Source organism: Clostridium sp. UBA1652 (genome assembly GCF_002320975.1).
In the GTDB taxonomy this organism is placed as follows: domain Bacteria; phylum Bacillota; class Clostridia; order Clostridiales; family Clostridiaceae; genus Clostridium_T; species Clostridium_T intestinale.
Genome location: NZ_DCLI01000092.1, coordinates 43,020 through 66,685, shown reverse-complemented (window position 1 = coordinate 66,685; position 23,666 = coordinate 43,020). Strand labels below are relative to the sequence as shown.

The 23,666-nt window shown below is 31.2% G+C and carries 19 protein-coding genes and 1 tRNA gene; 15 read left to right on the top strand and 5 right to left on the bottom strand.

What is annotated here, in order from left to right:
- The first annotated feature begins 112 nt into the window (after nucleotides 1–112).
- The 12 genes from B3N22_RS20955 to B3N22_RS20900 all read left to right on the top strand — a co-directional run bounded on the left by B3N22_RS20955 (nucleotide 113) and on the right by B3N22_RS20900 (nucleotide 17,047).
- On the top strand, nucleotides 113–2,230 hold the full coding sequence (locus B3N22_RS20955) for an anaerobic ribonucleoside triphosphate reductase (RefSeq protein ID WP_286910271.1): 2,118 nt from the start codon (nucleotides 113–115) through the stop codon (nucleotides 2,228–2,230).
- A gap of 360 nt (nucleotides 2,231–2,590) precedes the next feature.
- On the top strand, nucleotides 2,591–3,742 hold the full coding sequence (gene nifV / locus B3N22_RS20950) for a homocitrate synthase (RefSeq protein ID WP_286910269.1): 1,152 nt from the start codon (nucleotides 2,591–2,593) through the stop codon (nucleotides 3,740–3,742).
- Between the two features lie 22 nt (nucleotides 3,743–3,764).
- Nucleotides 3,765–5,687 (top strand): aconitate hydratase, encoded by a 1,923-nt coding sequence (locus B3N22_RS20945; RefSeq protein ID WP_286910267.1) that lies wholly within the window; start codon nucleotides 3,765–3,767, stop codon nucleotides 5,685–5,687.
- 17 nt (nucleotides 5,688–5,704) lie between these two features.
- Nucleotides 5,705–6,913: an NADP-dependent isocitrate dehydrogenase gene (locus tag B3N22_RS20940; protein WP_286910265.1), complete on the top strand. Its 1,209-nt coding sequence runs from the start codon at nucleotides 5,705–5,707 to the stop codon at nucleotides 6,911–6,913.
- Nucleotides 6,914–7,018: 105 nt separating this feature from the next.
- Nucleotides 7,019–7,486: a hypothetical protein gene (locus B3N22_RS20935; RefSeq protein WP_286910263.1), complete on the top strand. Its 468-nt coding sequence runs from the start codon at nucleotides 7,019–7,021 to the stop codon at nucleotides 7,484–7,486.
- A 104-nt stretch (nucleotides 7,487–7,590) separates the two neighbouring features.
- Nucleotides 7,591–8,100, top strand: a complete 510-nt coding sequence (gene nrdG, locus B3N22_RS20930) for an anaerobic ribonucleoside-triphosphate reductase activating protein (protein WP_286910260.1) — start codon at nucleotides 7,591–7,593, stop codon at nucleotides 8,098–8,100.
- A 21-nt stretch (nucleotides 8,101–8,121) separates the two neighbouring features.
- Nucleotides 8,122–10,434, top strand: coding sequence for an ABC transporter permease subunit (locus B3N22_RS20925; RefSeq protein ID WP_286910258.1), 2,313 nt, complete (start codon nucleotides 8,122–8,124; stop codon nucleotides 10,432–10,434).
- Nucleotides 10,421–12,634, top strand: a complete 2,214-nt coding sequence (locus B3N22_RS20920) for an ABC transporter permease subunit (protein ID WP_286910256.1) — start codon at nucleotides 10,421–10,423, stop codon at nucleotides 12,632–12,634. The genes B3N22_RS20925 and B3N22_RS20920 overlap by 14 nt, the downstream gene beginning before the upstream one ends.
- 14 nt (nucleotides 12,635–12,648) lie before the next feature.
- Nucleotides 12,649–13,626 (top strand): ABC transporter ATP-binding protein, encoded by a 978-nt coding sequence (locus B3N22_RS20915; RefSeq protein WP_286910254.1) that lies wholly within the window; start codon nucleotides 12,649–12,651, stop codon nucleotides 13,624–13,626.
- Nucleotides 13,619–14,404 (top strand): ATP-binding cassette domain-containing protein, encoded by a 786-nt coding sequence (locus B3N22_RS20910; protein WP_286910252.1) that lies wholly within the window; start codon nucleotides 13,619–13,621, stop codon nucleotides 14,402–14,404. Before B3N22_RS20915 ends, B3N22_RS20910 begins: the two co-directional genes overlap by 8 nt.
- A 117-nt stretch (nucleotides 14,405–14,521) precedes the next feature.
- Nucleotides 14,522–16,006 (top strand): leucyl aminopeptidase, encoded by a 1,485-nt coding sequence (locus B3N22_RS20905; RefSeq protein WP_286910250.1) that lies wholly within the window; start codon nucleotides 14,522–14,524, stop codon nucleotides 16,004–16,006.
- Nucleotides 16,007–16,102: 96 nt separating this feature from the next.
- Nucleotides 16,103–17,047 carry a magnesium transporter CorA family protein gene (locus B3N22_RS20900; RefSeq protein ID WP_021804389.1) on the top strand — a complete coding sequence of 315 codons (945 nt, stop codon included), beginning with the start codon at nucleotides 16,103–16,105 and terminating at the stop codon, nucleotides 17,045–17,047.
- Between the two features lie 24 nt (nucleotides 17,048–17,071).
- Here B3N22_RS20900 and B3N22_RS20895 read toward each other — a convergent pair whose 3' ends face one another.
- On the bottom strand, nucleotides 17,072–17,620 hold the full coding sequence (locus B3N22_RS20895; protein WP_286910248.1) for a hypothetical protein: 549 nt from the start codon (nucleotides 17,618–17,620) through the stop codon (nucleotides 17,072–17,074).
- Nucleotides 17,621–17,772: 152 nt separating this feature from the next.
- Between B3N22_RS20895 and B3N22_RS20890 the strand changes: the two genes are divergently transcribed.
- The gene (locus tag B3N22_RS20890) at nucleotides 17,773–18,564 is read left to right on the top strand and encodes a Cof-type HAD-IIB family hydrolase (protein WP_286910246.1); all 792 of its coding nucleotides are present in this window, start codon (nucleotides 17,773–17,775) and stop codon (nucleotides 18,562–18,564) included.
- 75 nt (nucleotides 18,565–18,639) lie between these two features.
- Here the strand turns inward: B3N22_RS20890 and asnS are convergent, their stop codons facing one another.
- Nucleotides 18,640–20,037 carry an asparagine--tRNA ligase gene (gene asnS, locus B3N22_RS20885; protein ID WP_286910244.1) on the bottom strand — a complete coding sequence of 466 codons (1,398 nt, stop codon included), beginning with the start codon at nucleotides 20,035–20,037 and terminating at the stop codon, nucleotides 18,640–18,642.
- 174 nt (nucleotides 20,038–20,211) lie between these two features.
- On the opposite strand from asnS, the gene B3N22_RS20880 reads away from it, so the two are divergent.
- On the top strand, nucleotides 20,212–20,361 hold the full coding sequence (locus B3N22_RS20880) for a hypothetical protein (RefSeq protein ID WP_286910242.1): 150 nt from the start codon (nucleotides 20,212–20,214) through the stop codon (nucleotides 20,359–20,361).
- A 47-nt stretch (nucleotides 20,362–20,408) separates the two neighbouring features.
- On the opposite strand, the gene B3N22_RS20875 is transcribed toward B3N22_RS20880, so the two are convergent.
- Nucleotides 20,409–21,107 carry a metallophosphoesterase family protein gene (locus tag B3N22_RS20875; protein WP_238903228.1) on the bottom strand — a complete coding sequence of 233 codons (699 nt, stop codon included), beginning with the start codon at nucleotides 21,105–21,107 and terminating at the stop codon, nucleotides 20,409–20,411.
- Nucleotides 21,108–21,247: 140 nt separating this feature from the next.
- Between B3N22_RS20875 and B3N22_RS20870 the strand changes: the two genes are divergently transcribed.
- A complete protein-coding gene (locus B3N22_RS20870) occupies nucleotides 21,248–22,321 on the top strand; it encodes a M24 family metallopeptidase (RefSeq protein ID WP_286910239.1) in 1,074 nt (357 codons plus the stop codon).
- Between the two features lie 384 nt (nucleotides 22,322–22,705).
- Here the strand turns inward: B3N22_RS20870 and B3N22_RS20865 are convergent.
- Nucleotides 22,706–22,779: transfer RNA gene (locus tag B3N22_RS20865), tRNA-Gln, on the bottom strand.
- A gap of 54 nt (nucleotides 22,780–22,833) precedes the next feature.
- Nucleotides 22,834–23,652, bottom strand: a complete 819-nt coding sequence (locus B3N22_RS20860) for a purine-nucleoside phosphorylase (protein WP_286910237.1) — start codon at nucleotides 23,650–23,652, stop codon at nucleotides 22,834–22,836.
- Nucleotides 23,653–23,666: the final 14 nt, after the last annotated feature.

Below are 23,666 nucleotides of genomic sequence, written 5' to 3'. Positions count from 1 at the left end.
AGAATATAGTAAATGCTATAACCTAAAAAGGGTGAATTTCAAAATTGTAAATAAATTTTTCCTAATATATAATAAACCAGGTACAAGATATAGTGTAACGGGGGTATAAAGAATGCTAGATGTTGTGAAAAGAGACGGTAGAGAAGTGAAATTCAATACTGAGAAGATATCTAATGCGATTAAAAGAGCGGCTGAAGAACTAGGAAGCCCATTAAGGGAAGGTCAAGTTATAGATCTTATTCAAAAGGTTATAACTTACATAGAAATGTCACAACAAGAGAAGGTAACTGTTGAAGAAATTCAAAATCTTGTGGAAAGAGCACTAAAGGATAGTGGGCTTCAAGATATAGCAAGTATTTATTCAACTTATAGAAATGAAAGAACTAAAGTTAGAGAAATAAAATCAGATTTAATGAATGCTATAAAAAGAATAGGAATAGAAACAGATAGAGATAATGCTAATGTTGGTAATAACTTTTCTTCTAAGCTTCTTAGGATTGCTTCAGAATCTAATAAGTGGCATAATCTTTCAAACATGCCTAAACATTTAGCTAAAGCTCATGAAAATGGAGATGTTTATTATCATGATTTAGATTCATATAATTTAACTACAAACTGTCTTCATATTCCTACTAGGGAAATGCTTGAAAATGGTTTCAATACTGGGTATGGAACTATAAATAAACCTAGAAGAATAGAGACAGCAGCAGAACTTTCGTGTATATTATTACAATCAACTCAAAATGATATGTTTGGAGGACAATCACATCCAGACTTTGATAATGATATGTCTATTTTTGTCGACCCTACAAGACAAGAAATTAAAGAAGAGCTGATGGGATATGGTTTAGAAGGAGATAAGTTAGCAGAGGTTACTGAAGAGAAACTTAAGGAAAGAGTACATCAGGCTATGCAAGGTGTTGTTTATAATTTAAACACAATGCATTCAAGAGCTGGTTCACAAGTACCTTTCTCATCCATAAACTTAGGAATACCTGCTAATCATGATGCAGCATTAGTTTGTGAAATCTTCTTATTAGAATATGAAAAAGGATTAGGTAAGGGAGAACAACCTATATTCCCTAATATAATATTTAGAGTTAAAGAAGGCGTAAATAGGGAGAAAAATGATCCTTATCACTATTTATATGAAGTAGCTTGTAGAGTTGCAGCTAAGAGAATGAATCCTACTTTTATGAATATAGATGCAGACTTTAATAAAGAATATTATGATAAAGGATATATGCCTGCTACTATGGGATGTAGAACTTATCTAATGAAGAATGTAAATGGAGAACCTGGTTGTAAAGGAAGAGGAAATATAGCACCTACTACAATCAATCTTCCTAGAATAGGAATTCTTGCTAAAGGTGATATTGATAAATTCTTTGAAATATTCGATGCACGTATGGAATTAGCTAAGGAATCTCTTCTTCATAGATATAATGTATTAAAACACCTAAAGGTTAAAGATCTACCTTTTGTAGCTGGTCAAAACTTAATGAAAGGTGCAGAAGGATTAGCACCAGATGATTCTATAGAACCTATATTAAAACAAGGAACTTGGGGAATCGGATTTATAGGTTTAGCTGAAACACTTATAGCATTGACAGGAAAACATCATGGAGAAAGTGAAGAAGCTAGAGAGCTTGGAGTTAAAATAATAACTCACTTAAGAGAAACAGTAGATAGATATTGTGAAGAATATAAATTAAACTGGAGTGCTTATGCAACACCTGCTGAAGGACTAAGTGGTAAATTTATAAAACAAGATCAAAAAGTATTTGGAAAAATAAAGGGTGTTACAGATAAGGATTATTATACTAACAGTTATCATGTGCCTGTTTATCATCCTATTTCTATAAAATCTAAAATAGATATAGAAGCTCCATACCATAAGCTTTGTAATGGGGGACATATAAGTTATCTTGAAGTTGATGATTGTCCTACTGGAGAAGCTATTATGGATATACTTGATTATGCTTATAAAAACACTAATATAAGCTATCTAGGAATTAATTTTCATATAAGATATTGTAAGAGCTGTGGAACTTATCTTCATAGTAATGAAGGAGCATGTACTAAATGTGGTTCAACTGATATTCAAGGAGTATCTAGAGTTACAGGTTACTTGAGCCTAGATGAAAGATTTGGTCCTGGAAAGTATGATGAAAGAGAAGACAGAATAACCCATACAGAAAAACATAACAAGAACTATCACCGAGTATAGTGGATTTAAAAGGCTAAATGTACATTTATGTAGATTTAGTCTTTTATTATTATAATAAGTTAAGTATATTATTATAAAAAAATTAAAATTCGTGCACATAAAAATTCTAATGACTGAAAGAAATAAATGAAAACTTGCAAAAAAAATAAAGTTGTTTATTATTAAAAAATTATTAACCATGCTTTAAAGTGTTGAAAACAAAGGCTTTGTAGTGGAAATAAAAAATCTTGTTATTGATTATTAGTTATGATAGAATTGAATATAATGAAAGAAAAAGTATATTTATTGCATTTGGGAAACTGGAAATTACATTATTTACAAATTTGGGGTTTAGTAATTATTTAAAAGAGGGGGATTAAAATGCCTATTAAAGATCCAAGGACAGGAAAAGAAATTATTGTTGTTGATACTACATTACGTGATGGAGAGCAAACAGCAGGAGTGGTTTTTTCTAATCATGAAAAGATAGCTATTGCCGATTTATTAGATGAAATCGGAGTAGATCAGTTAGAAGTAGGAATTCCTACTATGGGTGGAGATGAAAAAGCTGCCATAAAGAAAATAGCACAAAGAGGCTTAAAAGCTTCTATTATGGCTTGGAATAGAGCTGTAATATCAGATATAGAACAATCTATTGATTGTGGAGCTGATGCAGTAGCAATTTCTATCTCAGTTTCGGATATTCATATTGAGCATAAGCTTAAAACCTCTAGAGAATGGGTTTTAGAAAGTATGCTTAAATCTGTAGAATATGCAAAGAAAAATGGTGTATATGTATCCGTAAATGGAGAAGATGCTTCAAGAGCAGACAGAGACTTTTTGGTTCAATTTATAACTGAGGCTAAAAAGGCTGGAGCGGATAGATTTAGATATTGTGATACTGTAGGAATAATGGAACCATTTAAAATAAATAAAGTAATAAAGGACTTAAGAGAAACAACAGGTTTTGATATAGAAATGCATACTCATAATGACTTTGGTATGGCGACTGCTAATGCTATTGCAGGAATTCTTGGAGGCGCTACTCATGTAGGGGTTACTGTTAATGGACTTGGTGAAAGAGCTGGTAATGCTGCGTTAGAAGAAGTATTTATGGCACTTAAACATGTTTATGGATATGAATTAGATGTAGATACTAAGAGATTTAGAGAACTTTCAGAGTATGTATCAAGAGCTTCAGGAAGAGAACTTCCATCATGGAAGGCTATAGTTGGTACTAATATGTTTGCTCATGAATCAGGAATACATGCAGATGGAGCTATAAAGAATCCTAAGAACTATGAAGCTTTTTCACCAGATGAAGTAGGTCTTGCAAGACAATTAGTAATAGGTAAACATTCAGGTAGAGCTAGTATATTAAAGAAGTTTGAAGAGTATGGTGAAGAGCTTGACAATAAAGCTGCTGATTGGCTTTTAGAAAAGGTAAGAGAAACTTCTGTTAATCTTAAGAGAAGTCTTTTTGATAAGGAATTAGTTCAGCTTTATAGAGAATATAAAAAAGTCGTAAAATAGCAATAAGCAAGGGGGAAGGACAATGGGGGATAATTTAGTTTATAAAATCCTAAAATCACATTTAGTAGAAGGAAACTTAGTAGTAGGTGAACCAATAGGTCTTAAAATAGATCAAACATTAACTCAAGACTCAACAGGAACTATGGCATATCTTCAATTAGAAGCTATGGGAATTGATAAAGTTAAAACTAAAAGAAGTGTTGCGTTTATAGACCACAACATGCTTCAACAAGGTTTTGAAAATGCAGATGACCATGCCTTTATACAAACAGTAGCTTCAAAATATGGAGTACATTTCTCAAAACCAGGTAATGGTATATGCCACCAAGTATTTTTAGAGAGATTTTCAACACCAGGAGAAACCTTAACAGGTTCAGATTCTCATACACCAACAGCAGGAGGAGTAGGAATGCTTGCTATGGGTGCTGGTGGACTGGATGTAGCTTTAGCCATGGGTGGAGGAGCTTATTATATAAACACTCCTAAAGTATGTAAGATAAATTTAGTTGGAAAGAGAAACCCAATGGTTGCAGCTAAAGATATCATATTAGAAGTACTTAGAAAGCTTACTGTAAAAGGTGGAGTTGGAAGAGTATTTGAATATGCTGGAGAGGGAGTTAAAACTTTATCTGTTCCAGAAAGAGCTACTATAACTAACATGGGAGCTGAACTTGGAGCAACTACCTCTATATTCCCAAGTGATGAGAGAACTTTAGAGTATTTCAAAGCTCAAGGAAGAGAAGAAGATTGGATAGAATTTAAACCAGACGAAGATGCTGTTTATGATGAAGAAGTAACTATTAATTTAGATGAACTTAAGCCACTTGCAGCTAAACCTCATTCACCAGATAATGTTGAAGAAGTTGAAACTATAGGAAAAATAAAAGTTGACCAAGTAGCTATAGGAAGCTGTACAAACTCTTCTTACGAAGATTTAATGAAAGTAGCTAAGATTCTTAAAGGTAAAAAAGTTCATCCAGAGGTTAGTTTAGTAATAGCTCCAGGTTCAAGACAAGTTATGGAGATGTTAGCTAGAAATGGTGCTTTAGGAGATATCATAAGTGCAGGAGCTAGAATTCTTGAAAATTCTTGTGGACCATGTATAGGTATGGGGCAAGCGCCAGGAACTAATGGGGTTTCTTTAAGAACCTTTAATAGAAACTTCTACGGAAGAAGCGGAACTTTAACAGCAAAAGTATATCTAGTATCACCTGAAACAGCTGCTGTATCAGCCATAGAAGGATATTTAACAGATCCTTCAACTTATGATGTAGATATAAATGTAGAATTACCAGAAAGATTTTTAATAGATGACAGCATGATAATACCACCAGCAGAGGATGGAAGTAAGGTTGAGATTTTAAGAGGACCTAATATTAAACCATTCCCAGTTAATAAACCACTAGGAGAAGCTTTAGAAGGAAAGGCTATATTAAAGGTTGAAGATAATATTACAACTGATCATATTATGCCATCAAACTCTAAACTACTTCCATATAGATCTAATATTCCATATTTAGCAGACTACTGCTTTAATACAGTAGATGAAAATTTCCCTAAGTATGCGAAAGAAAACAATGGTGGATTTATAGTAGGTGGAAGCAATTATGGTCAAGGTTCTTCTAGAGAACATGCTGCGTTAGCACCACTTTATCTAGGAGTAAAAGGAGTTTTAGTTAAGAGTTTTGCTAGAATTCATAAAGCTAACCTAATAAATAACGGAATAGTTCCTATGACTTTTATTAATGAAGAGGATTATGATAAAATAAACCACTTTGATGAATTTGTTATACAAAATGTTAAAGAAGGATTAAAATCCGGAGTACTAGAAATCACTAATAAGACTGGAGATTACAGCCTTAAGGTTAATGTAGAATTAACTCCAAAGGAAATAGAAGTAATTGAAGCAGGCGGAAGACTTAACTACGTAAAAATGAGTTCATAGAAGTGGGGGATAAATTAATGACAAAGATAGCTATGATAACTCCATTAGTTGAGATGGATGGAGATGAAATGACAAGAATCGTATGGAAGATGATAAAGGATGAACTTTTACTTCCATTTATAGATTTAAAGACAGAATACTATGATTTAGGTTTAGAATATAGAAATGAAACTGATGATAAGGTAACAGTAGATGCTGCTAAAGCTATAAAAAAATATGGTGTAGGAGTTAAATGTGCAACAATAACTCCTAATGCAGCTAGGGTTAAGGAATATAACTTAAAGGAAATGTGGAAGAGTCCAAATGGAACTATAAGAGCTATTTTAGACGGAACAGTATTTAGAAGTCCTATAATAGTTGATTCTATAAAACCCTTCGTAAGAACTTGGGAAAAGCCTATAACTATAGCAAGACATGCTTATGGAGATGTTTATAAAAGCGTTGAAATAAAGGCAGAAGGAAAAGGAACAGCTGAACTAGTATTTACATCTGAAGATGGAAAGGTGACTAAAGAAGTAATTCATACCTTCAAAGGACCTGGAGTTCTTCAAGGAATGCACAACACTAATGAATCTATAGAAAGTTTTGCTAGAGCATGTTTTAACTATGCTTTAGATAGAAAAGAAGATTTATGGTTTGCAAGTAAAGACACTATATCTAAAAAATATGACCATACTTTTAAAGATATATTTGAAGAGATTTATGAAGCAGAGTATAAAGTTAAATTTGAAGAAACAGGGATAGAATATTTCTATACACTAATAGATGATGCAGTTGCAAGAGTAATGAAATCAGAAGGTGGATTTATCTGGGCTTGTAAAAACTATGATGGAGATGTTATGAGTGACATGGTAGCTACAGCCTTTGGCTCTTTAGCTATGATGACTTCAGTTTTATTATCACCAGAAGGTTATTATGAATATGAAGCAGCTCATGGAACTGTTCAAAGACATTACTACAACCACTTAAAAGGACAACAAACATCAACAAACTCCATGGCCACATTATATGCGTGGACAGGGGCTCTAAGAAAAAGAGGAGAACTTGATAATATTCCAGAGCTAATAAGTTTTGCTGATAAACTTGAGGAAGCCTCAATAAAAACTATAGAAGAAGGAGTAATGACTAAGGATTTAGCATCATTATCTTCTATAGAAAACATAAAAACAGTAAACACAGAAGAATTTATAAAAGAAGTAAGAGCTAGATTAGAAGCTATGCTTTAATATTTAAGAAGAACTTAGAGAAATCTAGGTTCTTTTGTTTTGAAATATAGTATAATATTGGTAGTGTTGTATTTAGAGGGAAATATAGTGATGAGGGGGATTTTTGTGGGTAAACGAATAAAGTGGGTATGTATAATTATATTAGTATTGATTACAGGTATAATTGTAGGAAGTTATATTGGAGCTAGAGGTAATGAGGTAGTTACTTATAAAGTTGATGTAATAGCCGATGATATTATACTTAGAGATTTTACTTTAGTAAAATTCAAAGACAAATGTTATATTCCTAAAGGATATAGTATAGAAAAGAGAAATTCATCGCAAGGGAAAATAGGAGATATAGGAATGGAAATATCTCAAGATGGTAATGGAATACGAACATATATGTTTGGATTTGAGTATAAACAAGAATATGAATCTTCTTATGATGAATTGTGGGACTCGAGAGCAGTTGGCGCCAAAATAAAACCTGATAAAGCACTAGATATAAAATTTAACTACACCATAGACGGCGTAGAAAAAGAGGATATACAAACCGTAGAGTTAGATAAGCATATAGATAAAAAACTTTAAGATAATTAAGAGAATGCCAAAAGTAAAATTTTTAGGGTATTCTCTTTTCTATTTAAATTTATGCTAAAATTAAATAATACAATTTAGAGCATGGAGTGAAGAAAATGGATAAAAACATAAGATTATCAGGCATAGCCTACGAGTCATTAGTTAATGGTCCTGGGATTAGAAGAGTATTCTTTTCACAGGGGTGCATACATAATTGTAAGGGGTGTTTTAACCCAGATACTCATCCTTTCACAGGTGGTGAACTTAGAGATATGGATGAACTTATACAAGATGTAAAAGAGAACCCTATGATAAAAGGAATTACATTCTCAGGGGGAGATCCTTTTGAGCAAGCAGATAAATTTTCATATATGGCTAAGGAATTCAGAGATTTAGGATTAAATATATGGTCTTATACGGGCTATAAATTTGAATACATATTAGACCACTTAGATAGGAGAGAAGGGTGGAGAGATTTAATTAACTGTTTAGATGTGCTTGTAGATGGAAGGTTTGAACTTGAGAATAAGAAAGATGGATTAAGATTTAAAGGGTCATCTAATCAAAGGATAATAGATGTGAAAAAAAGCTTAAAGACAGGTGAGATAATAGAGATAGAAATATAGGACTAATTAGGAGGAGATATTGTGTTAAAGTGGGGCAGAGGGCTAGCAGGATTTTTTGCATGTATAATTATTGTTGCGGTAGTGCTGGTTCAAATAAATATACATAAGTTTAATAATGCATTTGAAGTAAATAATGTAGCTAAAAATACAGAAGAGTTATCAAAATTAGAAACTAATGAAGATAAGGTTAAATATATAGAAAATTATTTTGAAAAGTTAGGAACCTCTCCTGGTGGTGAGGAAGGGACTTATCTTCAGAATTTTAATACAATGATTCCAGTATATAATTCTACACCATCACTTTATATAAAAAATAATGATTCTGTAGTTAGAAGTTTTGTGTATGGTGAAGATTTTAGGGAATCTTTATTAGGGTTTGGTGGAAATGGAGATGTTAGTGGGAAAATATATCTACTTGAAGATAATATGGCTTCATTGTCTAAAGATATATTAAAAAATAACATAATCCTTAGTAGTAGAGCGCTAACAGATGAAGATATAGATTATGCTGTTAATAATGGATGTAAGGCAATAATGATGATAGATCCAGATGTAAGTAAAAAAGAGAGTGTAGATACAAGGTTAAAGCAAGCCAAGTCTACTATTATTTATAGAGTATCACAAAGATTATTTAGTGAACTTAAAAGTAATTACATAAATAATTTAGAGGTTCACTTAAAAGTTGATGTTTCTTTTAAAATGGAGAGTACTCCTAATATTCTCTCCAAAATCCAAGGAAAGAGCAAAAGTGCTGGATATAGTATAATATCAGCTCATATATCTGATGATAATTCAGGGATAGCATTATTAATGGAATATGCAAGAGTACTTAAGATGCAGGATAATACTCCTGAAAAAACTATTGTTTTTGCTGTTTGGAATAGCTTTGATGAAGGAATGAAAGGCTCTAATTATTATGTGGAAAATCCAATATATCCATTAAAGGAAACAGAAGTATTTGTTTTAGACGATGTTGCTTCACTTAACAGTGGAGTAATGAATATCTCTACTTATGGGAAAGCGGGACAATTCATCATGAATAAATTATCAGATTATGCAATGCATAGGGGAATCAGACCCAATGTGACAACCGACATAGCCTATAATGATAGCAAGACTTTTCTATTAAAAGATACTCCAGCTATTCTTATAAATGGAGATAGATCAGGTGGACAAGTTAGTAGTTATGAATTTTTTCAGCAAGGAGACTTCGCAGATGCAGGACAAGTACTTTTAAACTATATTCAAAGAGATATATATAAAGATTGGTCACAGGGAATGATTCAAAGCAAAGAAAAAAGCTATATAATAACATTTGTAATAGTATTTTTAATAATGTACCTATTTAAATCTGTATATAAAACTAAGCCTTCAATTAAGTTGTTAGGAATAAGTGCAGAGGACATTTATTATTCGAGTATATTTAATGTTATAGATAAAATAGTAAATGGGGCTGCTCTAGTAGGGGTAATAATATTTATAACTGCATTTATTGTTTATATTCCAAGTAATTTTGATTTAGTTAAATACAATGGGAGCTATATATCAAATCATTCTATATATTTTTCTTTTGAAAGTACTATTGAATATATAAGAAATTTCTTTGATAAAGGTTTAGGAAAAACAGATAGTGGCTTTTCTGTAGCATTTATCATCAGCTTTTCAATAATAAAAAGTATAGGCTTAATATTAAGTTCGGTAATATTAGCTTTTATAGTTGGAACTTCCATAGGGATAATAAGTTCTTTTAAAAATAAAAAAAGAGGAAATATAAGCTTTATAGGCCCTATAGCAATGTTGTCTTTACCTGATGTTTTAATAGCTATATCTGTTCAGCTTTTATTTATAATACTTCGTCAGAACAACATACTACACTCAGGTAGTAGTGAGATAACCAAATTTTTACTTCCATTTATATCTTTAGCAATAATTCCAACAGCATATATATCGAGAATTGCTCAGATTGCAGTAAAGGAAGAAATAACTAAAGATTATATAATGGCAGCTAGGGCGAAAGGTCTATCAACTTTTAATATTCTAAAGGATCATTTGTTAATAAGTGTAGCTATAAAGGTTGTTGAGACTTTACCTTCAGTATTAAATATCATAGTATCAAATGTAATAATTGTTGAGTATGTATTTTCATATCCAGGAATAGTATATCAGTTATTTAGTTATTTTAAGGATTATGATATTAGGACTTGTGTTGGATTAATAATTGGAATAGGAGTTGTCTATTTTATTCTAACTGCTATATTTAAAGGTTTGTCTATAATAATTAATCCATTTAAAAGACGTGCTATGATTGGAGGTAAGCAAAATGAAAAAGCGTAATCTACCTCTTATATTTGGAGGTTTTATAATAGTAATTTTAGCAGTAGTAGTAGTATTTCCAAGATGGTTTACAAGTGACAATCCTTATGTAATGGAAGGCGTTAGGGCTACTATACAAAAAAATGTAGGATTATCATTACAAGGAGCACCTTTTGCACCATCTAAAGAAAATCTATTAGGAACAGATCAGCTTGGAAGGGACATACTTAGTCTTATAATATATGGAACAAGACTAACTTTAGAATTAGGATTTTTTATAGTATTAGGAAGATTTTTAGTTGCAATACCATTAGGAATAGCAGCTGGATTTGGCAATAACTTATGCAAATCCATAATAAATTTCTTTAGCTTAATATTTAGTGCTATACCGGCATTAATTATAAGTCTTTTTGTTCTTAATATAAGTTTCTTTAAATCTTTAGATAAAAATCAGTCAATATTAGCCTTTGTAGTAGTTCTTACTATTGTTGGTTTTGGTAAGTTAGCTGAACTTATAAGGGAAAGAGTACAAGGAATATTGTCAAAATCATTTATAGATGGAGAGAAAGCTATAGGTAAAAGCAATTTAGCTATAGCTATGAAAAATGTTTTGCCCCATCTTTCAGCAGAGATAATGGTCCTAGTATTTATGGAAATGGCATTGGCCCTATCAATGATAATGGAGCTTGGTTACTTTGGAATATATGTAGGAAATTTAAGAGTATTTCAGGATACAAATGTACCTATAAATATAAGCTTTGAGCCAGAATGGGCAAGCATGCTATCAACTTCTTTACCATATATAACTAAATTCCCTTGGATGGTAATTTCACCAGCATTAACATTCTTTATAAGTATATTTGGATTTAATCTTTTTGGAGAAGGTCTTAGAGAAAAACTTCAAGGAAAAAATTCTAAAGTTGGGATAAGAAATATTCCTAAGAAGGTTTATAAACCTATAGCAGCATTTATGGCAGCAATATTAATAGTAGGTATATTTAATTTTGGAGTTAATACTTATAAAACTGGAAAGGCTAAAAAACAACTTTCATCTATTATGGATTGGGAGTTTAAGGATCAGGTAGTTATAGGAAGTGAAGAAGCGGATTATACAGCTAATAATCTTAAAAATTCCCTACAAGAAATAGGATTAAGTCCAGTAGGAGAAGATTATATAAGTAAATATGATATCCATAAGTTAAAAGTTATAGATAGTTACTCTTTTGAAGTAGATTCAGATAGTTTAGTATTAGGAAAAGATTTTTCTGTCATTTCAAATAAAGACTTTTCCATAGAAGGAAAAGTTTATAAAGATGAGGCGCTAGACTTATTTACTATAAAAGATTTTAGCATATTTGATGGAAAGTTATTGGTTTTAGATGAGGATGTTTATTCGAGAGAAACTATAGCAGATTTTTCAAACATAATTAAAGAAAAGTCAAAGGCTTTAGGGGTAATAGATGTAATATCAAAAAATGAAAAATTACCGAATTCTATTACTGGAGAAGAAAGTAAGGATAACGTGATATATTTAACTAAGGATTCAGGAGAAAAGCTAAAACATGATAGTAATGTTTCCATATCTATAAAAACTAAAACTTTAGAAGGCTCTGGAAAAAATGTTTTAGCAATGATTCCAGGAAGTAATAAAAATCTTTCTGAGCAGGTAATAATTATTAGCATGGGTTATAATTATTTAGCTTCTGATAAGGAGTCCTCAGCTAAAAAGATGGACATGATGTTAGAGATAGCTAAAAGATTATATGATAATAAAGAGAATCAAGGAAGAAGTATAATGTTTGCCTTTTGGGATGGTAATTTAACAGAAGAATATTCTGGAGTAAAGAAGTATGTGGCAAAACCAGCTAAGTCACTAGAATTTGCAAATATTAATGTTGATTTAACCAATATGGATGTAAAAGGAGATACACTAACCTTTGATGAAGCCCAGGTTCCAGTAACTAAGTATTCTTCATGGGGTTTTAATCATCAATTCCAATTAAATCTTAAGGGGAAAGGATTTAATATTAATCAATATGTAAATAAGAAAAAGGTAGCTGAAATTGTTAAAAATCCTAATTCTCAGCAGGTAATGTATTATGTGGGGGCAGTGCCTACAATATCAATGTTAGGCAGTGAAGAAAATAATACAAAGAAGAATCTTATAGAGAAAAAATTTGTGGATGTATTAGTATCTTCAATTTCGAAAACAAATTATTAGTTGGGGGTGAGAACATGGAGAATAATTCAGCACTTAATATAAAAGATTTAAGGGTATCCTTTAGAAATAATGGAGGATTTCTTCAAGTAATAAGAGGGGTAGATATAGAACTTAATGAAGGAGAAATACTTGGAATATTAGGAGAATCAGGTAGTGGAAAGACAGTAACTGCTTCTACTATATTAAGGTTAATAGAGGATGATACCTATAGAATAGATTCAGGAAGCATAGTGTTTAATAATAAAGAACTTATTGGGTTAAATGATAAAGAGATGAGAGATATAAGAGGAAAAAAGATATCTTATGTTTTTCAAGACCCAACTGGCGCATTAAATCCTTATAAGAGTATAGGAAAGCAGTTAAAAGAGGTGCTAAAGGTTCATGGAGAAAGCTTTAGTAAGGAGAAAATTATCCAAGGATTAAAAAAAGTTGGAATTGATAATGGAGAGGTTATCTATAATATGTATCCATGGCAGTTAAGCGGAGGTCTTTGTCAAAGAGTTGTTATAGCCATGAGCACCTTATGTTCTCCAGAAATAATTATTGCAGATGAACCTACGGCAGCTATTGATGCTTCTCTTCAAAAAAAGGTATTAGATTTATTTAAGGATATACACAAAAAGAATAATACTTCTATTATAATAATAACCCATGATTTTGATGTGGTTAAATATACATGTAGTAAAGTGGTTATAATGTATGGGGGATTGGTTATGGAAGAAGGAAAAACAGAAGAGGTTTTAAAATCTCCTAAACATCCTTATACTAAGGAATTAATTAAGTGTGTTGAGTCACTAAATAAAAATGATAAAGACTTATACTCTCTTGATGGTAAAGCTCCATCGCCAGAGGAATTTAAGAATCAATGTCCTTTTTATGATAGATGTAAGTATAGAAATGATAAGTGCTTAGAAAAGATACCAGATTTTAAAATAGTAGGGAATAGAAAGTTCAGATGTGTTTTAGAGAAGGTTGGTGAAGATTTTGAATAAAGATGTACTTATAGAAGTTAAAAATCTTTCTAAGCATTATGTAGTAAAGAAAAATATTTTCTCTAAAAGCACTGTAATTAAAGCTGTTGATAATATAAGCTTTAATATTAAAAAAGGTGAGGCTTTAGGGTTAATAGGAGAAAGTGGATGTGGAAAAACTACTACAGCTTCTTTAATCCTAAATCTTGTAAAAGCTGATGAAGGAAGTATATTTTATAAAGAAAAAAATCTAATAGACTTAAAAGAATATGAGATGAGAAATTTAAGAAAAGAACTTCAAATAATTTTTCAACATAATCAAGGGGCTTTAGATCCAAAGAGGACAATAGAAGAATTACTAAAAGAACCACTGAAACTTCATAAAGTTGTTGATAACAACAAATTGGATCAGGAAGTTAAAAGACTTTTGGATTTAGTAGAAATGGCTGAAAGTACTAAGAAAAAACTTCCCTATGAATTAAGTGGAGGTCAAAGACAAAGAATAGGTATTGCTAGAGCAATCTCAACAAGGCCAAGTTTCATCGTTTGTGATGAACCTGTTTCTGCTCTAGATGTTTCTATTCAAGGACAAATATTAAATCTATTAATGAATTTAAGAAAAGAATTGAATCTGACATATCTATTTATATCTCATGATCTTAAAGTTGTTAAACATATATGTGATAGAATAGGAGTTATGTATAAGGGCGGCTTAATGGAAATTGAGGAAACCTCAAAGATTTTAAATAATCCTAAGGAAGAATATACAAAATCTTTAGTAAGCTCTCAACTTTTATAACTTTATAACTATTTATTTTAATTTGGATAGGAATTAGTATTTAATTAAAAAATGTGCTATATTGTAAGTATTAATTGGGGAAAATTATAGAAGTATTAAAAATAACGAGGTGATAAAATGAACATAACATTAAAAGGATTTACCTGCCAAGAAGCAGATTTAGTTATAATACCGCTTTTTGAAGAGAAGGCAGAGGTACATCATGAAGAAACTAATAATTATATACAAAGTATGAAATCTAAAGGTCAATTTAAAGGTGCTAAAGGCGAGATTTTTAGTTTTATTAGAAAAACTAATAGCAGTCTTCAAGATGCTGTTATTGTGGGGCTAGGAAAAGAAAAAGAGCTAAATGAAGAAGTTGTAAGAGTAGCTTTAGCTAGTGGGGTTAAAAAGGCAAAGGAATTAAAATGCAAAAAGATATTTGTAAGATTGCCACTAAATGAGGAAATCAGTCCATATGATACTACTAGAGCAGTAGTAGAAGGTTTAGGATTAGGTTCTTACTCTTTTGATAAATATAAAAGTGACAACAAAACTGAATGTTTAACATTTTCTATAGGAGGCTCTTTAATAAATGAAGAAAATTCAAGTCAGATTAAAGAAGCTTTAGAAGAAGGGTCGCTTTTAGTTGAAGCTACTATTATCGCTAGAGATTTAGTTAATGAACCATCAAATGTTATATATCCTGAAACTTTAGCAAAGGCTGCTAAAGAGGTTGGAGAAAAGTATGGATTTGAGGTTGAAGTTAAAGAAGAAAAAGAAATAAAAGCTTTAGGTATGGAAGCATTTTTACAAGTTGCTAAAGCATCAGCAAATAAACCTAGATTAATAGTTATGAGATACTTTGGAAACAAAGAAGATAAGGATAATATATTCGGACTTGTAGGTAAGGGACTAACTTATGATTCAGGCGGATACTCTATTAAACCTAATGATGGTATGGTAACTATGAAATCAGATATGGGTGGTTCAGCCGCTGTTATAGGAGCTTTAGCTGCTATCTCAAAAAGCAAGCTTAAAATAAATGTAGTTGGAGTAGTTGCAGCCTGCGAAAACTTAATATCTGGAGATGCATATAAACCAGGAGAAATAATAGGTTCTATGGCTGGAAAGAAAATTGAGGTATTAAACACAGATGCAGAAGGAAGATTAACTTTAGCTGATGCAGTAACTTATATTATAAGAGAAGAAAAAGCTAAAGAAGTTATAGATTTAGCAACTTTAACTGGCGCTGCTTTAGTAGCATTAGGTGGAACAACTACAGCTGTGATCACTAACAATCAAGAGTTTTATAAAGAGTTAGAAGAGGCATCTAAATACACTGGGGAAAGAGTATGGAACTTACCAAGCTTCCCAGAATATAAGAAGCTTATAAAGTCAGATATAGCTGATCTAAAGAACACTGGTGGAAGAATGGCTGGTACTATAACAGCAGGATTATTTATAGGCGAATTTGTAGAAGATAAACCATGGTTACACATGGATATAGCTGGAACAGCATGGTGTGATTCACCTAGAGAATATTCTCAAAAAGGTGGTACAGGAGAACCAGTAAGAACTATATATGAATTAATCAAAAGAAGAAGTACAGAGAAAAAATAATTTTTTATAAACATGGTAGCTTTTTTGTAGTTACCATGTTCTTTTTAGTTATTAACTGTTATAATGAATGTGGAAAAAAGAGAGGAGGTAGTTATTATGATAAACATATATAGAACTACTAATGAAACTAATACAACCCTAAGAGCCTTAGAAAATATAGAACCAGGATGCTGGATTAATGTGGTAGCTCCCACGGAGCAAGAAATAATACTATTGGCTAAGAAAACTGGGGTACCTCTTGAATTTTTTAAGGCGCCTCTAGATGATGAGGAGACTTCAAGAATTGATATAATAGATAATAATATTTTAGTTATAGTGGATATACCTTTTACGGAGATGGAAGATAATTCTCTAACCTATGATACTTATCCATTAGGAATAATTCATACAGAAAAAGAAATCATAACAGTTTGTTTAAAGAATTCAAAAATATTAACTGATTTTGCTAAAGGTGATATTAGAAGTTTTTATACCTTTAAGAGATCTAGATTTATACTTCAAATATTAAATAGAATATCAACATATTATTTACTTTACTTAAGACAAATAGATAAAAAGAGTGTAATGGTAGAAAAGAAACTCCATAAATCCATGAAAAATAAAGAACTTATTCAGTTATTATCTTTAGAGAAGTCATTGGTTTACTTCTCAACTTCATTAAAGTCTAATGAAATAACTCTAGAAAAAATGCTTAAGATGCAGATCATGCAAAAGTATCCTGAGGATAATGATGTTTTAGAGGATGTTATTATAGAAAATAAACAGGCAATAGAGATGTCAGGTATATATAGTGATATATTAGCAGGAACCATGGATGCATTTGCATCAGTAATTGCTAATAATCTTAACATAGTTATGAAGGTGTTAGCCTCTGTAACAATAGTAATGTCAATACCTAATATGATATCAGGAATATTTGGGATGAACGTAGGGGGGAATCCTCTTCTAGAAAGTCCATATGGTCTTTTATCTGTGGTGTTGTTTATTGTTCTTCTATGCGTAGGTTCAACTTTATACTTAAAGAAAAAAGATATGTTTTAATAAAAAAAGAGGCTTGGCCTCTTTTTATTTTTGTATGTTAAATTGTTTTTCAAGATGTATATATTTATTATTTAAATAATAACCTAGGTAGCCGCCAATAATGCCCAGTATAAATGCAGCTAGTCCACCTAAGATATAGACTATGACAACAATCATAGTGTTATGAAATCTAATTGTTAAAGCAGAGGTAACTAATAAGGAAAATACTACAGAGTATAAAGGGTAAAAACCGATACTTATAATTTTTTGCTTATCTTTTCCATATCCCTTAAACATTAAATAACTAGTCAAATCAGTAAAAATTCCAGAAAGAATTATTGCTAAAGTCATTAGTGGACTAAATACAGACAGAATAAGACCTAATACTATAGATAAAGTAGTTAAAGTTCCAATATCACTACATCTAAGAATAAGTAAATATAAAAGAATACTAAAATAAAGTGACATAAAAAGTATTTTGATTATTTGTGAACCACCTAAAAGGTAGCTAACTGAGTAAATTACTCCACCACCAACTATGAGTAGTGCTATGGTTATGGCAATTAGTGTAAGCTTTTGCGCTTGATTTTTCATTAATACCTCCCAATTAAGAATTATTATTACTTATACTTTAAAGAAATTATTGCTTTATGTCAAAGTATTTATTAAGGAATTCAAGGCTGTATTTAACTATGATATACTTTATAGGTAGAGAAGATTTTAATTATATAAGAGGAGGAGAACTTATGAGAAACAAAATAGCATTTTTTGATATTGATGGAACATTAGTTGAACATAAAGAAAATGTTTTAATAATGCCAGAAAGTACAAAACTAGCTATAAAAAAATTCAGAGAAAAAGGAAATTTAGCTTTTATATGCAGTGGAAGACAAATAAGATTTATAAATGATAAATTTGGAACAGATATGTTTGATGGTTATATATCTGGAAATGGAACAGAGATATTTTTTAAGGGAGAGAAGGTTTATGGGAAAAATCTATCTCAAGATACATTAATATCTCTTATGAAATCCTTTGATGAGCTTGATGTATCATGTAACTTTAGCGGAGGACATCAAGGATATTCTTATAAGATGGATAGAAGAAGAATTGATAGATATAATTCACAATTTCCAGGTGAAGCATATATTTTAGAAGAGTGGAAGTTAGAAGATGTAGAGGCAAGTTCTTTAGATATATTTTATAAGGATGATTCAGTATTAGAAAAATGCCGTGAATATTTTAAGGACATGCTAATCTTCAATGCACATGGAGCAGATATGTCAGCAGACGTATCTCTTAAAGACTGGGGAAAAGCTGAAGCTATAGAGTATATAACTAAACATTTAGAAATACCTATGGAAAACACCTATGCCTTTGGAGATGGACATAATGACGTAGAAATGATAAAGAAGGTAAACACAGGAATAGCAATGGGAAATGCAGTAGAAGAACTTAAGGAAGTAGCTGACTACATAACTTCAAATATATTTGATGATGGAATTTATAATGCTATGAAGGTTTTTGAATTAATATAGCAACTAATAATAAAATAAAAAAGAGAAATAGCTAAAATATAAAGCTATTTCTCTTATTATTTTCAGGTTGTGTTATTAGAAATCCGCTTGCCCTGTAGTTCTTGGGAATGGTATTACGTCTCTTATGTTAGACATTCCTGTTATATACATTATAAGTCTTTCGAAACCTAAACCAAATCCAGCATGAGGAGTTTCACCGTATTTTCTAAGTTCTAAATACCACCAGTAATCTTCCTCGTGTAAATTAAGTTCAGACATTCTCTTCTTAAGAGCTTCTAATCTTTCTTCTCTTTGAGAACCACCTATTATTTCTCCTATTCCAGGAACTAAACAGTCCATAGCTGCAACAGTTTTTCCATCATCATTAAGTCTCATGTAGAAGGCTTTTATTTCTTTAGGATAATCTGTTACAAATACAGGTCTCTTGAAGATTTCTTCAGTTAAATATCTTTCATGTTCAGTTTGAAGATCTATTCCCCACTTAACTGGGTATTCAAATTTCTTATCAGATTTTTGTAGTAATTCTACAGCTTCTGTGTAAGTTACTTTTCCAAAATCAGAATTTACAACATGATTTAATCTTTCTAATAAACCTTTATCTATAAATTGATTAAAGAATTCAATTTCTTCTGGACATTCATTCATTACGTAGCTAATAACATACTTAAGCATATCTTCAGCAAGTTCCATATCATCTTTAAGGTCTGCAAAAGATATTTCTGGTTCAATCATCCAGAACTCTGCTGCATGTCTTGCAGTGTTAGAGTTTTCTGCTCTAAAAGTTGGTCCAAAGGTATATATATTTCTAAAAGCTAAAGCATAAGCTTCGCCATTTAATTGACCTGATACTGTAAGATTAGATTCTTTTCCGAAGAAGTCACCTGAGTAATCTATTTTACCTTCTTCTGTCTTAGGTACGTTATGTAAATCTAAAGTAGTGACTTTAAACATTTCTCCAGCACCTTCAGCATCAGAACCAGTTATTATTGGTGTGTGAGTGTATACAAAGTTTCTTTCTTGGAAGAACTTGTGTATAGCATAAGCTGCTACAGAACGAACTCTAAATACAGCCGAAAAAGCATTACTTCTAGGTCTTAAATGAGCTATAGTTCTTAGGTACTCAAACGTGTGTCTTTTCTTTTGTAGTGGATAATCAGAAGAACTCATACCCTCAATCGTTATCACTTCAGCTTGAATTTCAAAAGGTTGTTTAGCCTCTGGTGTTTCTATTAAGGTACCGGTAACGGATATTGATGAACTTATAGGTAGTTTTGCTATTTCTTTAAAGTTCTCAAGTTTAGTAGCATCTAAAACTACTTGTAAGTTTTTAAAAAAAGAACCATCATTAAGTTCAATAAAGCCAAATGCATTAGAAGATCTAAGGGTTCTTACCCATCCGCTTACTGTAACCTGCTTGTTAATAAATTCATGTGAATCTCTATATAAAGATTTCACTAAAACATCTTTATTCATAAGGAACCTCCTTAATATTTTAAAATAAAAAAAGCCTTCATCAAAAATGATGAAAGAATAATTTCCAAATTATAATAAACTCATAATGATTCTACCGCAAAAATTTAATATTTGCAAACATTATCTCATAATAATGTATATGGACATACAGTTATTTTAAGGAGGGAGAGGATATTGACGAATCAAGATATTGTACAGGAGTTATTAAAGGAAGTAGAACTTATAAAAGCAATGCTAATGGTTGCTCCTGATTCTAGGGAAGTAATCATGGAGTTATTAGAAATGAGATTAAGTGATCTTGAAGAAATGAAGAATAAAATATAGACAAAAAATAGAGAATTGATATAAGGTATCAATTCTCTATAATCCATTTATTCATTTCCAGTTTCAAAGGTATATATAAGCTGAGAAGGGAATTTTAATATTTCCATATCTTTAATAATACGCTTATATTCATAAGGAACTTCTTTAAACTTTACTGTAGGTTTACTGCCATTTTCAAGTTCAAGTATTGCATAAGTTGCATTAGGATTGCCTATTTTAGGTTTTCCAACAGAACCACCATTTATAAATAACTTATCTCCAAACTCTTTATAGGATGGGATGTGAGTATGAGCACACACTAGAATGTCTCCATCAAAAGTTTCCATAATCTCTTTGGTGTTTTCACCATCTTGTAATAGATATTCATTTATTTTTCTTGGACTTCCATGTACAAAAGTTATTTTCTTGCCTTCAAATTCCATACTCATAGATAAAGGTAGATTATTTAAATAGTGTCTATTGGAGGCCCTAAGTTCATCTACAGTCCAAGGAAGTGAAAATGAATTTATTGAGGTGTTTCTTATATAACTATATTCATTGTCTACTACAGAAGCATCATAGTTTCCTTTTAGACAAGGAATCCTTTTTCTTTTCATTAAAGCTATAACCTCGTTAGGATGAGGACCATACCCCACAAGATCTCCTAAACACATTATAAAATCTATATTTTCGCTATCAATTTCTTCTAAAACTTTCATTAGTGCATAAATATTCCCATGTATATCGGATATAACTGCTATTCTCATTTATATTAATCCTCCTAATCTAGCTAATAATATTATTATAACACCCAGTCAGGTTTATAATGACAAAATATTATGTGTTTTTGATTTTTATTTGATGTAGTAGTAATATTGAGGTAGTAAATATTTAAGGAGGAAAATCCATGAAAGATGGTAGATTAAAAAAGATTCTTATAGAGATGAATGCTGAAGGTTTAGAGCAGATGGTAATTTCATCACCAGCAGCTATATTTTATTTAACTGGTAAGTGGTTTGAGCCAGGAGAAAGAATGATTGCTCTTTACGTTAGTACAAAATCATCACCTAAACTTATTATAAATGAATTGTTTCCAGTTAATGAGGATTTAGGTTTAGATATAGTTTGGTATAAGGATATAGAAAATCCTGTACTTCTATTAAGTAAATTTATTGATAAAAATAGCGCAGTTGGAATAGATAAGAATTGGCCAGCTCATTTTTTAATTAAGCTTATGGAACTAGGTGGAGGTAAAGCATTTGTTAATGGTTCCTTAATCATAGATAAGGCTAGAGCAGTTAAGGACTTAGAAGAAATTGAATTAATGAGAAAAGCAAGTGAACTTAATGATAGAGCTATGAAAGAGATATGGAGAAGTGTAGGGGAAGTAAAAACAGAAAAAGAAATGTGTAGTCTTTTAGGAGAACTTTATGAAAAAGAAGGTGCAGATGGATTTTCATTTTCTCCAATTATAGCTTATGGAGCTAATGCTGCTGATCCGCATCATGAACCTGATAGATCCTTTTTAAAGAAAGGGGAAGGGGTTGTAATAGATATAGGGTGCTTATATAACCATTATTGTTCTGACATGACTAGAACAGTATTTTATGGAGAACCAAGCGTTAAGGGAAGAGAAGTATATAACATAGTAAAAGAGGCAAATGAAAAAGGCATCAAGGCTGTAAAGCCAGGAGCACTTTTCAGTGAGGTAGATAGAGGTGCTAGAAGTACAATTGAATCTTATGGATATGGACAATACTTCACACATAGAACAGGACATTCAATAGGTATAGAAGTTCATGATTACGGTGATGTTAGCTCCGTAAACAATGATAAGTTACAAGTAGGAAATATATTTTCAGTAGAACCAGGTATATATTTAACTGGAGATGTAGGCGTGAGAATAGAAGATTTAGTTTTAGTAACTGAAAATGGGGTAGAAGTTTTAAATAAGGTTACTAAGGAACTCGTGGTTTTATAAACCTTATTACTGTAGAGGCTTCTCTTCAAGCCTCATTAAAGTCATTCTTCTTAAAAAGTTAAACACCTTATTGCTGTAGAGGCTTCTTCTCAAGCCTCATTAAAGTCATTCTTCTTAAAAAGTTAAACACCTTATTACTGTAGGAGATTCCGCAGGAATGCTCCATTAAATTCATTTTGATTGATAATTATGTTTAATAAAAAGTTAAACACCTTATTACTGTAGAGGCTTCTCTTCAAGCCTCATTAAAGTCATTCTTCTTAAAAAGTTAAAAAGTTAAAAATTCCTATGTAAAAATACGGCGTCTCATTTATGAGACGCCAGTATTTTTACCTATAAATTTAGAAAACAAAAAGCTACTACAAAATTGTAATAGCTTATAATTGGCTGCCAGAGTAGGATTCGAACCCACACGTGCAGAGTCAGAGTCTGCTGTCCTACCCTTAGACGATCTGGCATTAAATTTCCACATAAAAATATTATAAATTCATATGTGGAAAATTGCAAATGTTTTAAATTGTTTTTATTATATTATTCATTAAAGTTATAAATTTACTTTTTACATTTTCAGATGTTTCCATAACTTCTTCATGACTTAATGGTTGATCTAATATACCAGCAGCCATATTTGTCATACATGATATTCCTAAAACCTTCATACCTTGATGCTTAGCAACTATAACTTCAGGAGCTGTTGACATTCCAGCAGCATCTCCACCAATTATTCTAATCATTCTAATTTCAGCAGGAGTTTCATAAGTTGGACCACTCATCATACAATAAACTCCTTCTTTAAGATCTATTCCTAAGTCAGTAGCTATTTGTTTAACTGTATTTCTTAAGTCTACATCATAGGCAGAAGACATATCTGGGAATCTAGTTCCGAAATCTTTAAGATTTCTTCCGATTAAAGGATTATCTCCAGATAGATTAATGTGATCTGTGATTAACATTAAATCTCCAGGAGTAAAGGATGTATTAACAGCACCAGCAGCATTTGTAACAATCAATTTTTTTACTGATAATAAATGCATTACTCTTACTGGAAAAGTAACATCGTGCATCTTATAACCTTCATAAAAGTGGAATCTTCCTTGCATAGCTAATACGTCTTTACCTTGAAGTTTTCCTATTACTAGTCTTCCAGCATGACCTTCTACTGTTGAAACAGGAAAGTGAGGTATATCATTGTAGTCATAGTATTCAGCATCTTCTATATCGTCAGCTATTGCACCGAGTCCTGAACCAAGAATAAGACCAATTTCAGGTTTATATTTACTTTTTGATAATATATATTCAGCGGCTTCCTTTATTCTTAAATCTAAATCCATCTTAACATCTCCCT

Coding starts and splice junctions, on each gene's coding strand:
- B3N22_RS20860 (WP_286910237.1), bottom strand. CDS start 23,652: ATGGATTTAGATTTAAGAATAAAGGAAGCCGCTGAATATATATTATCA.
- B3N22_RS20905 (WP_286910250.1), top strand. CDS start 14,522: ATGAACATAACATTAAAAGGATTTACCTGCCAAGAAGCAGATTTAGTT.
- B3N22_RS20915 (WP_286910254.1), top strand. CDS start 12,649: ATGGAGAATAATTCAGCACTTAATATAAAAGATTTAAGGGTATCCTTT.
- B3N22_RS20870 (WP_286910239.1), top strand. CDS start 21,248: ATGAAAGATGGTAGATTAAAAAAGATTCTTATAGAGATGAATGCTGAA.
- nifV (WP_286910269.1), top strand. CDS start 2,591: ATGCCTATTAAAGATCCAAGGACAGGAAAAGAAATTATTGTTGTTGAT.
- B3N22_RS20900 (WP_021804389.1), top strand. CDS start 16,103: ATGATAAACATATATAGAACTACTAATGAAACTAATACAACCCTAAGA.
- B3N22_RS20875 (WP_238903228.1), bottom strand. CDS start 21,107: ATGAGAATAGCAGTTATATCCGATATACATGGGAATATTTATGCACTA.
- nrdG (WP_286910260.1), top strand. CDS start 7,591: ATGGATAAAAACATAAGATTATCAGGCATAGCCTACGAGTCATTAGTT.
- B3N22_RS20920 (WP_286910256.1), top strand. CDS start 10,421: ATGAAAAAGCGTAATCTACCTCTTATATTTGGAGGTTTTATAATAGTA.
- B3N22_RS20890 (WP_286910246.1), top strand. CDS start 17,773: ATGAGAAACAAAATAGCATTTTTTGATATTGATGGAACATTAGTTGAA.
- B3N22_RS20940 (WP_286910265.1), top strand. CDS start 5,705: ATGACAAAGATAGCTATGATAACTCCATTAGTTGAGATGGATGGAGAT.
- B3N22_RS20895 (WP_286910248.1), bottom strand. CDS start 17,620: ATGAAAAATCAAGCGCAAAAGCTTACACTAATTGCCATAACCATAGCA.
- B3N22_RS20955 (WP_286910271.1), top strand. CDS start 113: ATGCTAGATGTTGTGAAAAGAGACGGTAGAGAAGTGAAATTCAATACT.
- B3N22_RS20945 (WP_286910267.1), top strand. CDS start 3,765: ATGGGGGATAATTTAGTTTATAAAATCCTAAAATCACATTTAGTAGAA.
- asnS (WP_286910244.1), bottom strand. CDS start 20,037: ATGAATAAAGATGTTTTAGTGAAATCTTTATATAGAGATTCACATGAA.